Genomic DNA, 11,084 nt, shown 5'->3' on the forward strand with positions numbered 1-11,084 from the left:
TGGACCGTCCTCAGTTCGTGTCGTCGGGGAGCACCGGCAGGGGCGCGACTTCGATGCCCTCCTCCAGGAGTGCGATCGCCTCTTCCCTGGAGGCCTTGCCGATCAGGCCGCGCTGATCGGCTTCGCCATAATGGATCTTGCGCGCCTCTTCGGGAAAGCGCTCACCGACGTCTTCCGCGTTCTCGCGGATTGATTTCACCATCTCTCTAAGTTTGGTGATCGTTTCCTTTTGCGCCTGGTCCATGACCAGTGCCTGCCGCGCCTCTTTCTTGCGAGCGGTCGAAACTGAAGGCGCCATAAGCTGCTTGGTGACGGAGGCGGAGTTGCAGGTGGGACAGGTGATCAGTCGGGCTGAGACCTGCCGCGAGTAGTCGTCGCTCGAGGAGAACCAGCCTTCGAAGGCGTGACCGTTCTCACAGGTGAGATTGTAGTGGATCAAGCTGCAACGCCTCCTTGCCCGGTGGGAGCCACTTCATCCAGCACGAAATCGCGGGCATTCTTGAGATTGGGGATGCGCCCCCGCGCCTTATGCGCCGCAGCAACGTCGATCTCGGCGATGATGACCGCCTCGCCGCTCGGACCGGCCTCGGCCAGCACCCGGCCCCAGGGATCGATGATCATTGAATGGCCGAAGGTCTGCCGTCCATCCTCATGGTCTCCGCCCTGCGCGGCGGCGACGACGAACAGCCCGTTCTCGATGGCGCGGGCGCGCAACAGGATTTCCCAATGCGCTTCCCCGGTCTGGCGCGTGAAAGCTGCAGGCACCGACATGATCTCGGCTCCGGCAACCGCCTGGCAGCGAAAGAGTTCCGGAAAGCGGACATCGTAGCAGATGGCAAACCCGAGCTTCCCGAAGGGAAGATCGGCGATGCGGGCCGTGGAACCGGGCCGGTAGGCGGCACTTTCCCGCCAGCTCTCGCCATTCTCCAGATCCACGTCGAACATGTGGATCTTGTCGTAGTCGCAGATCTTCTTTCCATCGGGTCCGAAGAGAAAACCGCGATTGGCGATCTTGCCGTCCTCAAGGCCGATCGGCGTTGAGCCGACATGGAGATAGATCCCGAGGTCGCCGGCAAGCCGTGCCGCCTCTCGCACGACCAGATCGCCGGTCTCGTCCTTCAGCACGGAGCGGAGCCCCGCCCGATCGCGCTGAATGGCGCCGGTCATCTCGGGGGTTTGTATGTAAATCGCACCTTGCAACGCCGCCTCGCGCACGAGACGCGCCATTGTCTCCGCATTGCTTGCGGGATCGATGCCGGAACACATCTGGATGGCGGCAGCCTTGAACGTCATACTCTTTCTCCGGAAGTGCCGGTCAGGCGGCAAGCATCGCGTCGAGCTTGCCCACCCGATCAAGCGCGTGCAGATCGTCGCAACCGCCGACATGAATGTCATTGATGAAGATTTGCGGGAAGGTCCTGCCGCCGTTGGACTTCTCGACCATCGTCTGACGTAGACTCGGATCGTAGGTGGCGTCGTACTCCACGAAAGAAACGCCCTTCGTCTCCAGGAGCTTCTTCGCCCTGGTGCAATAACCGCAGAACTGACGCGTATAGATGACGACCGAAGCCATAGTCTCAAACCGCTCCTTCACCACTCCGATGCCGGACATCTGCCATTGCCTGTTTCCCTGACCGTCCGGCGCAGCATGGAAACATGCAGGAATTCAACGCACTACAGCCTCCCCTATGGAAGCACTGCACTTCAGTCATATAGGTCCGGACAAGGCTCTTGCAAAGGTCAAAACCGTGACGTCCCGAGCCCCCGCGCGTTTCAAGGCGCGTGTGGCAGCCGAAACGGTCGCACCCGTCGTATAGACGTCGTCGACGAGCACTATGTTCTTTCCGGCGAGAATCAGCCTCACGCCTTCCGGAACGGCAAAGGCGCCACTGACATTGTCCTCGCGGACTCTCAGCCCGAGCCCGACCTGACGGCTCGTGCGTTTAATGCGGCGAAGCGCGTCGGGCCGATAGGGCCTTCCCGCAAGCTCCGCTATGACCCGCGCCAACTCCGCCGCCTGGTTGAATTTCCGCCTCCACAGGCGGAAGGCATGCAGCGGCACCGGCACGATCACATCGGCGGCCGCAACGGCACCGTCGCTGGCGCGGATCATCCATTCCGCCATCATCGGCGCCAGGTCGGTGCGGTCGCGATATTTCAGGCCGTGCACCAGATCACGTGCGATGCCCTGGTGAAGCGCCACGGAACGCAGCCTGTCGAAGACAGGAGGGTCGGCAATCGCCTCCGGCGACACGGCGCCCGCACCAGGATCGAAGGCAAAGGGCAAGCCGAGCACTTCGCAATAGGGCCGCTCGATCAACGGCAACCCCGCCCAGCACGATGGGCAGACGGCATGTGCGTCGCCCGTCAGCCGCCCGCAGCCGCGGCAGACGGGTGGAAACACCAGGTTGATTGCACCGATCCTGAGCCGCGCGAGTAGCGGCGCACCGTGCGCTGTCCAGTTTCTCCAAACATGCCGCTCCATCCGGTTGACTTTATCTCCGCCAGGGTTTCTTTCACATTCGTGATCTCGGGAGAGTATCGTGGAAATCATCTTTGACCAGAGCCTCGTCGAGGCGCACCGCCGACGCGCGCTTCTCCGCGGCGATCCGAAAGCAAGCTTCCTTCTCGACATCGTGGCGCAGGAACTCGCCGACCGGGTCGGCGTCGTGGAGCGGCACTTCGACAAGGCAATGGAATTGCACGGCTACACAGGCACTGCCGCCCGACTTTTGGCAGAAACCGGCAAGGTCGGCGAAATCGAGCGCGTGGAAACCGACCAAGGCTTCCGTTGGAATGACGGGCCCGTAACGATCGCGCCGCTTGAACGCATCCCCGCCGAACCGGCTTCCCTCAACCTCCTGGTCTCGCCGCTGTCCCTGCATCTGACCAACGACACGCCCGGAGCCTTCATACAGGCGCGCCGGGCGCTGAAGCCCGACGGCCTCTTTCTGGCGGCGATCCCCGGCAGCGGCACGTTGCAGGAGCTGCGCGAGGCGCTACTCGTCGCCGAAGCCGAATTGACCGGCGGAGCAAGCCCGAGGGTCATTCCCTTTGCCGACGTTCGCGACATCGGCGCACTGCTGCAACGGGCCGGCTTTGCGCTGCCCGTGGCAGATGCCGAAACCTACACCGTCCGCTACGAGTCGCTCTTCGGTCTCCTCAGAGATTTAAGAGCCATGGGCATGACCAATCCGCTGGCCGCCCGCAGCCGAACACCCGTGCCGAGGCGCTTCTTCCTGAGAGCGGCGGAAATCTACGCGGAACGCTTTTCCGACCCGGACGGGCGAGTTCGTGCGACCTTCTCAATTATTTACGTCTCGGGCTGGGCGCCGCATGGAAGCCAGCAGAAGCCGCTAAAGCCGGGCTCGGCAAAGCGCAGGCTGTCCGAGGCGCTGGGAGTGGAAGAACATTCGCTGAGGAATTCGGACGAGTCCTGATCTGGGCTTCAGGCGTTGTCGATCGTTTCCGCTATGTATTCCAGCACATTCTGCAGACTGTCCGAAAAGCCCCTGAGCCCGACGAGGAGACCGACCGATATCAATGCGACAATGAGCCCGTATTCCACCGCAGTGGCGCCGTCACGGTTGTGAATGAGGAATTTGAACTTGCGCATACGTCCTCCAGCGATCCTTGCGGCTTCGCCATGCTACTGCATGTTTCCTTGGACCGACCTCGATCTAAGGACGAAGAGATGCAGCAATCAGAATGCCACGGCGACCTTGCGCGTCTGACAGGCGCACGACCCCATAGTGAATTTCCGCGGAGGACGCGAGCCTGCTGCATGTCTTTGTCCTTTAATCGACCTCGATTAAAGGACAAAGACATGCAGCAATTCAAAGTGCTACAGCGACCTTTGCGCGTCCAATAAGACGCGCGGCGCTGTAGGGGCTCAGGTCAGCATCCGCTCCTGGCGCCATCTGCATCGATGATGCACACGGCGCCCGGCATTTCCTGTAGCACGCTGCGGCGCACGGTATAGCGTCTGCCCGTACTGGCAGGGACGGAACCGGTGGTGATATTGTCGTAGTCGATCGGCCTGTTCGCAAGCATCCGCTTGTCGCTCTTCGACGACAGCATTGGCGTCAGAATCAGCGTCAGCGCGATCACTGCCGTCCCGAACAGCAGCGAAAGATTGAGCACACCCATCCGGCGGGACTGGCTTGCCGCCAGATCCTTGTCTTCGACCGTCCTCCAGAAATCCTCGTCCACCATTCCAGCCTCGCGAAATACTCTTAGGAGCAGCGTTGAAAGCACCTTCCCTTCAACTCGCTGACGCTGCCCGACGCAATTGCCCTTCAACCGGCCCCGATTTGAAGCACAAACCGATTGCGACGAGTTTGCCTCACGGGTGATAAACTTTCGATTAATGAAATGTTGGAGATCAAGGGAATGGAAAGCGCGGACTCCGCACTCGCAACGGAGCGCTGGCTATCGGCTATCGGCTAAAGCAAATCCATCAGGAAAGGAATGAGCGGTTCGTCGGCCGGAGGCATCGGGTAATCGCGCATCGCCTTGGGACGCACCCATTTGATCGCCTGGCCCTCTCGTCCCTCGGCAAATCCCTCGTAGCGGCGGCAGATATAGAGCGGCATCAGGAGGTGGAAACTATCATAGCTGTGGCTCGCGAATGTCAGCGGCGCGAGGCATGCGACCTTGGTGCGGATGCCCAGTTCCTCCTCCAGCTCGCGGATCAGCGTCTCCTCCGGCGTTTCGGCGGCCTCGACTTTGCCGCCCGGAAATTCCCAGAGCCCAGCGAGCGACTTTCCTTTCGGTCGCTGCGCAAGCAGGATGCGCCCGTCCGAGTCGACCAGCGCGCAAGCCGCCACGAGCACGATCTTCTTTTCCTTGGTTTCCATGCCCTACACCTTCGGCGCGCGATAGACGTAACGATAGACCTCGGTAAAGCCGGCCTTGCGGTAAAGCGCTATTGCCGCCTCGTTATCGGCTTCCACCTGTAGCCAGGCCTTTTTCGCACCACGAAGGCGGGCCCAGCGCAGCGACGCGTCGAGGAGCGCATCGCCCACGCCTTGGCGCCGCACCGACTCCGCAACCGCGAACTGCATGATGCCGGCGAGATCGTTGTCGTGCACGACAAGCGACACGGCCGTCGGCCCGATGTCGCGATCCTCGAAGAGGAATAGGCCGGTTTCGGGCTTGATCGCATTGATGATGCCGATCAAAGCCGCCTTGCTTTCGGGATCCTCCTTGCCGATCAGCAGCCGGGCATCGGCAAATCGTGCAACATCCTTGACCGGCAGATGATCCATGCCGTCGCCGAAATCGCGTTCCGCCAGATCGAGCGCCAGCACCAAGCTGCGCCCGAAAGCCGGCCAACCAGACTTGTCCATGTGGGCGATCATCTGCGGCGGCGTCAGCGGCGTCTGGCGGACGGTCAACACACACCCGTGCTCGGTAAAGCGCCGCGCCGCCTTGTCGAGCCTGATGGCTATGTCTCGATAGTCCGACGGGTCGAGCGGATTGACCGAGTTCAGGCGCTTGGAAGCATGGCCGGCGGTCAACCGGACCAGCCAACTTCCATCGTAGTATACACTGCTCGCCGGCCAGGCGCGGAAGCCGACGGCTTCGAGGCGCCGCACGCTCGGAAGGTTGACCGCCATGGCTTCGGTCTCGACATGGCCGTCCGGCCGTCCATCTTTCGATGTCATGTTCTTGAGCCCCGATGAAGCGCCGGGTCAGCTTCTGTAATCGCCATTTATCTCGACATATTCCTTGGTGAGGTCGCAGGTATAGACGGTGGCGCTGCCCGAGCCGAGACCGATTTCGACGCGTATCGGAATGGTCTCACCCTTCATCACCGCACTTGCGGCCGCTTCGGAATAGGCCGGGTCGCGCTCGCCCTCGACGGCGACGCGCACATCGCCGAACCAGATCGCCAACCGGTCGCGCTCGGCCATTTCTCCGGACTTGCCGACCGCCATCACCACCCGGCCCCAATTCGCGTCCTCGCCCGCGACCGCCGTCTTGACGAGCGGCGAATTGGCAATCGACAGCGCGATGCGCTTGGCGGCCGCATCGGTCTCGGCACCCTGGACCGTCACCTCCACCATCTTGCGCGCGCCCTCGCCATCGCGCACCACCTGCAGGGCCAGATCGCGAAGGAGATCATTGAGGGCTGCGCGGAAGGAAACGAGCCGCGGATCGTCCGAAGCCTCGACCCGAGCCTGCCCGTCCTTTGCCGCCGCACCGGTTGCAAACAGCATCAGCGTATCAGAGGTGGAGGTGTCGCTGTCGACGGTCACGGAGTTGAAGGTCGGGCCGACACCGGCCGAGAGCAGTGCCTGCAGCGCCGCCGGTGCGATATCCGCATCGGTAACCACGAAAGAGAGCATAGTCGCCATATCCGGCGCGATCATGCCGGCCCCCTTGGCGATTCCGTTGATCGTGACCTTGACACCGCCGATCTCGGTTTTGCGGGTGGCGACCTTTGGAAAGGTGTCCGTGGTCATGATCGCCTTGGCCGCCTCGAACCAGAAGTCCTCCGTGGCCTCCACCGCAAGCCGGTCGAGGACGCCGGCAAATTTCGCCGCGTCAAGCGGCTCGCCAATCACGCCCGTCGAGGCCAGGAAGATTTCGCCTTCGCTGCAGCCGACCGCCTGAGCCGCCGATTTCGCCGTGAGCTCAGTCGCTTCCCTGCCCTTCTTGCCGGTGAAGGCATTGGCATTGCCGGAATTGACCACGACCGCACGGGCGACGCCGGCGGGGAGGTTCTTCCGGCAGAAGTCGACCGGAGCGGACGGGCACTTGGAGCGCGTAAAAACACCGGCCACGGCGGTCGGCGCGTCGAAGATCATCATCAGCACGTCGGTGCGGTTCTTGTACTTTATCCCCGCTGCGGCGGTTGCCATACGCACGCCGCGCAGCGCTGGCATTTCGGCGAAGGTTTTCGGAGCAAGTGGAGAAACGGAACCGGACATGGGACATACCTGCTTTGGAAGCCTTGGGTGGGTGTGACAAACGCCCGAGCGGTATACAGCCGCCGGGCATTCCGACCTTGTCGAAGGCGGAGCGGCACGTTGAAGCGACACTGACTTCGCCTCACTCTCGCACTGCTCCTGCCAACGGCGGTGCGCTACGCTGTCGGAGGTGCGAGAGCCGCCGCGCACCGTCAATCGGGGGCGGAGAAATCGCTGTAGCGCCCTGAACTGCTGCATGCCTTCGTCTTCGAGGTCGATCGAGGAGACATGCAGTGGGGCACCCCAGAGAACGTTACCGTGCCTCCCGCGCCGCATTGGCCGCGTCGTAGGCCTTTTTCAGCTCGGCATCGGAAATCTCGACCTCCGTCGACTCTTTCGCGGTCGCCAGCAACGCCAGGTACTTGTCACGCATGACAAGCTGACGCACCTGCGGCTCGACCTGTTCGAGCGTCGGGGGCGCCTGCGGCCGCTTGTCCTCGACGAGGATCACGTGATAGCCGAACTGGGTCTTTACCGGCTCCTTGGTATAGGCGCCCTTCTCCAGTGCGAAGGCGGCCGCCTCGAATTCGGGCACCATCCGGCCCTTGGTGAAGTAGCCGAGATCGCCGCCGTCGTCCTTGTTCGGATCGGTGGATTTGGCCTTGGCGAGATCGACAAAGCTCTTGCCCGCGTCGAGTTCCTTGATGATCTCCTTGGCTTCCTCCTCGGTCTTGACGAGGATGTGCCGCGCCTTCACCTCCTCCTGTGCCGGGATGGCTGCGATTTCTTTCTCGTAACGCGCCTTGACGTCATCCTCGGTGATGGCGTCGACGACGTGTTTCTTGAAGAAGGCGTTGTGAAGTTCGCGCTCGGTCAGAAAGGCGATGCGCTGCTTGTACGTCTCGTCGTTCTGAAGTCCTTCCTTCTCGGCGTCCTTCGCCAGAAGCTTCACGTCGATGACGGATGAGAGAGCCGCAGCCCGCTTCTGCTCCTCCGGCATGCGCTCAAGCTGAGGATCGAGACTGCCGATCGCCAGGTCAAGCTCCGACTGGCGAATTTCCTGATCGCCGACCTTCGCGACGATCGGGTCCGTCTCTTCGGCGCGAACGACACCGCCCGCCGCGATCATCGCGACCAGCGCCGCGAGCGCCAGGGTCTTGTATCTGGACATATATCTAACCTTTCACATTGGCCGTCAGCGCGACGCCAAGCCTTAAGCGGACTGCACAACACCAGAATGTGGCAGTTCTGCAGCCGGCCGGCCGTGCAAGTGCGTTGACATAATCCGACCCCCCTCTTATCTGTCACGCAACCTCGCGTCCAGAACAGTTTTCCGGGCGTTTCACGGCACTTCGCGGTTTTTCGGGCGAACCTGAAGCCCGATTCTGAAACCGCAGGCGACAAAAAAGGAAAGGACCATTCTAATGGTCAGTCTCGGCGGCCTTGCCCGCAAGTTGTTTGGCTCTTCCAACGATCGCCGCGTCCGCAGCTACAAGGGCCGGGTGGATGCCATCAGCGCCCTCGAATCCGATATGCAGGCTCTGAGCGACGAAGCGTTGGCGGCAAAGACGGCAGAGTTTCGCCAGCAGCTTTCCGACGGCAAGACCCTCGACGACATCCTGGTTCCGGCCTTTGCCGTCGTACGCGAAGCGGCACGCCGCGTGCTCGGCCTGCGCCCCTTCGACGTTCAGCTCATCGGCGGCATGATCCTGCACGAGCGCTCCATCGCCGAAATGAAGACCGGCGAAGGCAAGACGCTCGTCGCGACACTGCCCGTCTATCTGAACGCGCTTGCCGGCAAGGGCGTCCATGTCGTCACCGTCAATGATTACCTCGCCCAGCGCGATGCAGGCATGATGGGCCGCGTCTACGGCTTTCTCGGCTTGACGACGGGCGTCATCGTCCATGGTTTGACCGACGAGCAGCGCCGTGAAGCCTATGCCTGCGACGTCACCTACGCCACCAACAACGAACTCGGCTTCGATTATCTCCGCGACAATATGAAGTACGAACGCTCGCAGATGGTGCAGCGCGGTCACTTTTTCGCGATCGTCGACGAGGTCGACTCCATCCTCGTCGACGAGGCGCGCACGCCGCTCATCATCTCCGGTCCGCTTGATGATCGCTCGGAACTCTATAACACCATCAACGACTTCATCCCGCTGCTGGCGCCGGAAGACTACGAGATCGACGAGAAGCAGCGCTCTGCCAACTTCTCGGAGGAAGGCACCGAGAAGCTCGAGAACCTGTTGCGCGAAGCGGGCCTCTTGAAGGGTGAGTCGCTCTATGACATCGAGAACGTCGCGATCGTCCACCACGTCAACAATGCGCTGAAGGCTCACAAGCTGTTCACCCGCGACAAGGACTACATCGTCCGCAACGGCGAGATCGTCATCATCGACGAGTTCACCGGCCGTATGATGCCGGGCCGCCGCTATTCGGAAGGCCAGCACCAGGCACTCGAAGCCAAGGAAAAGGTGCAGATTCAGCCCGAGAACCAGACGCTCGCCTCGGTCACCTTCCAGAACTACTTCCGCATGTATGAAAAGCTTGCGGGCATGACCGGCACCGCGGCGACGGAAGCCGAGGAATTCGGCAATATCTACGGCCTCGAAGTGGTGGAAGTTCCGACGAACCTGCCGATCCAGCGCCGCGACGAGGACGATGAGGTCTATCGGACCGCCGGCGAGAAGTACAAGGCGATCATCGAGGAGATCAAGACGGCGCACGAGCGCGGTCAGCCGATGCTTGTCGGCACCACCTCGATCGAAAAATCGGAGTTGCTCGCCGAGATGCTGAAGAAGAGCGGCTTCTCCAAGTTTCAGGTTCTGAATGCCCGTTATCACGAGCAGGAAGCCTATATCGTCGCCCAGGCCGGCGTGCCGGGCGCCGTGACGATCGCCACCAACATGGCGGGCCGCGGAACCGACATCCAGCTCGGCGGCAACCCGGACATGCGCATCCAGCAGGAATTGGGCGACGTCGAGCCGGGTCCCGAGCGCGAAGCACGCGAAAAGGCAATCCGCGAGGAAGTGCAGAAGCTTAAGGAGCAGGCGCTCGCCGCAGGCGGGCTCTACGTGCTGGCCACCGAACGGCATGAGAGCCGCCGCATCGACAATCAGCTGCGCGGCCGCTCGGGGCGCCAGGGCGACCCCGGCCGTTCGAAGTTCTACCTGTCGCTGCAGGATGACCTGATGCGCATCTTCGGCTCAGACCGCATGGACGGCATGCTGCAGAAGCTGGGCCTGAAGGAAGGCGAAGCCATCGTCCATCCCTGGATAAACAAGGCGTTGGAACGCGCGCAGAAGAAGGTCGAAGCGCGCAACTTCGATATCCGGAAGAACCTTCTTAAATACGACGACGTCCTCAACGATCAGCGCAAGGTCATCTTCGAGCAGCGCCTCGAGCTTATGGACGCAACGGATGTCGGCGAGACCATCGCCGACATGCGCAACGAAGTGATCGAGGACATTGTCGGCAAGCGCATCCCTGAACGGGCCTATGCCGAGCAATGGGACATGGAAGGGCTTAAGGCTGACGTCCAACAATATCTCAACCTCGATCTTCCCGTCGTCGAATGGGCTGCGGAAGAAGGTATTGCCGAGGACGACATCCTCGAGCGCATCACCGCCGCCGCCGACAAGGCCGCGGCCGACCGGGCGGAACGCTTCGGGCCCGATATCATGCAATATGTCGAACGCTCGGTCGTGCTGCAGACGCTCGACCATCTTTGGCGCGAGCACATCGTCAACCTCGACCATCTCCGCTCCGTCATCGGCTTCCGCGGTTACGCACAGCGCGACCCGCTGCAGGAATACAAATCCGAGGCGTTCGAGCTGTTCCAGGCCCTGCTCGTCAATCTCCGTCAAGCCGTGACCGCGCAATTGATGCGCGTTGAGCTGGTGCGCGAGGCGCCGCAGGAGCCGCAGCCCTTGCCGCCGATGGAAGCGCACCACATCTCCCCGCTCACCGGCCAGGACGATTTCGCGCAGGCGGGAGAGACGCTGCTCGCAACCGCTCCCCGCAATCCGGCCGATCCCTCGACCTGGGGCAAGGTGGCGCGCAATGAGCCATGCCCCTGCGGTTCCGGCAAGAAATACAAGCATTGCCACGGAATCTATGAAGCCTGATCGAGATGCCGCCTCTACACAGTAGGCGGCATTTTCG

Annotated in this window: 12 protein-coding genes; 2 read left to right on the plus strand and 10 right to left on the minus strand. The window is 61.9% G+C overall.

Annotated features, from left to right (window positions below; genetic code table 11):
- Nucleotides 1-10: 10 nt before the first annotated feature.
- From EKH55_RS12500 to EKH55_RS12515, 4 genes are all read right to left on the minus strand, one after another.
- Nucleotides 11-439 (minus strand): DUF1178 family protein, encoded by a 429-nt coding sequence (locus EKH55_RS12500; RefSeq protein WP_069459283.1) that lies wholly within the window; start codon nt 437-439, stop codon nt 11-13.
- The gene (locus EKH55_RS12505; protein WP_069459282.1) at nt 436-1,293 is read right to left on the minus strand and encodes a carbon-nitrogen hydrolase family protein; all 858 of its coding nucleotides are present in this window, start codon (nt 1,291-1,293) and stop codon (nt 436-438) included. The genes EKH55_RS12500 and EKH55_RS12505 overlap by 4 nt, the downstream gene beginning before the upstream one ends.
- Nucleotides 1,294-1,315: 22 nt before the next feature.
- Nucleotides 1,316-1,573, minus strand: a complete 258-nt coding sequence (gene grxC / locus EKH55_RS12510; protein ID WP_069459328.1) for a glutaredoxin 3 — start codon at nt 1,571-1,573, stop codon at nt 1,316-1,318.
- A 135-nt stretch (nt 1,574-1,708) separates the two neighbouring features.
- Nucleotides 1,709-2,485: a ComF family protein gene (locus EKH55_RS12515; RefSeq protein ID WP_069459281.1), complete on the minus strand. Its 777-nt coding sequence runs from the start codon at nt 2,483-2,485 to the stop codon at nt 1,709-1,711.
- Between the two features lie 58 nt (nt 2,486-2,543).
- On the opposite strand from EKH55_RS12515, the gene EKH55_RS12520 reads away from it, so the two are divergent.
- Nucleotides 2,544-3,440, plus strand: coding sequence for a methyltransferase domain-containing protein (locus tag EKH55_RS12520; protein WP_069459280.1), 897 nt, complete (start codon nt 2,544-2,546; stop codon nt 3,438-3,440).
- A gap of 8 nt (nt 3,441-3,448) precedes the next feature.
- On the opposite strand, the gene EKH55_RS12525 is transcribed toward EKH55_RS12520, so the two are convergent.
- The 6 genes from EKH55_RS12525 to EKH55_RS12555 form a co-directional block, all read right to left on the minus strand.
- Nucleotides 3,449-3,616: a Flp family type IVb pilin gene (locus EKH55_RS12525; protein WP_069459279.1), complete on the minus strand. Its 168-nt coding sequence runs from the start codon at nt 3,614-3,616 to the stop codon at nt 3,449-3,451.
- A 281-nt stretch (nt 3,617-3,897) separates the two neighbouring features.
- Complete coding sequence (locus tag EKH55_RS12535) at nt 3,898-4,215, minus strand: hypothetical protein (RefSeq protein WP_069459278.1); 318 nt, start codon at nt 4,213-4,215, stop codon at nt 3,898-3,900.
- 230 nt (nt 4,216-4,445) lie between these two features.
- Nucleotides 4,446-4,859: a (deoxy)nucleoside triphosphate pyrophosphohydrolase gene (locus EKH55_RS12540; RefSeq protein ID WP_069459277.1), complete on the minus strand. Its 414-nt coding sequence runs from the start codon at nt 4,857-4,859 to the stop codon at nt 4,446-4,448.
- Nucleotides 4,860-4,862: 3 nt separating this feature from the next.
- Nucleotides 4,863-5,669 carry a GNAT family N-acetyltransferase gene (locus EKH55_RS12545; RefSeq protein WP_069459276.1) on the minus strand — a complete coding sequence of 269 codons (807 nt, stop codon included), beginning with the start codon at nt 5,667-5,669 and terminating at the stop codon, nt 4,863-4,865.
- Between the two features lie 27 nt (nt 5,670-5,696).
- Nucleotides 5,697-6,938: a bifunctional glutamate N-acetyltransferase/amino-acid acetyltransferase ArgJ gene (gene argJ / locus EKH55_RS12550; protein WP_069459275.1), complete on the minus strand. Its 1,242-nt coding sequence runs from the start codon at nt 6,936-6,938 to the stop codon at nt 5,697-5,699.
- 292 nt (nt 6,939-7,230) lie between these two features.
- Nucleotides 7,231-8,088: a peptidylprolyl isomerase gene (locus EKH55_RS12555; protein WP_069459274.1), complete on the minus strand. Its 858-nt coding sequence runs from the start codon at nt 8,086-8,088 to the stop codon at nt 7,231-7,233.
- 253 nt (nt 8,089-8,341) lie between these two features.
- Here EKH55_RS12555 and secA point away from each other — a divergent pair, with 253 nt between their 5' ends.
- Nucleotides 8,342-11,047, plus strand: a complete 2,706-nt coding sequence (secA, locus tag EKH55_RS12560; RefSeq protein WP_069459273.1) for a preprotein translocase subunit SecA — start codon at nt 8,342-8,344, stop codon at nt 11,045-11,047.
- Nucleotides 11,048-11,084: the final 37 nt, after the last annotated feature.

This window comes from Sinorhizobium alkalisoli (assembly GCF_008932245.1).
In the GTDB taxonomy this organism is placed as follows: domain Bacteria; phylum Pseudomonadota; class Alphaproteobacteria; order Rhizobiales; family Rhizobiaceae; genus Sinorhizobium; species Sinorhizobium alkalisoli.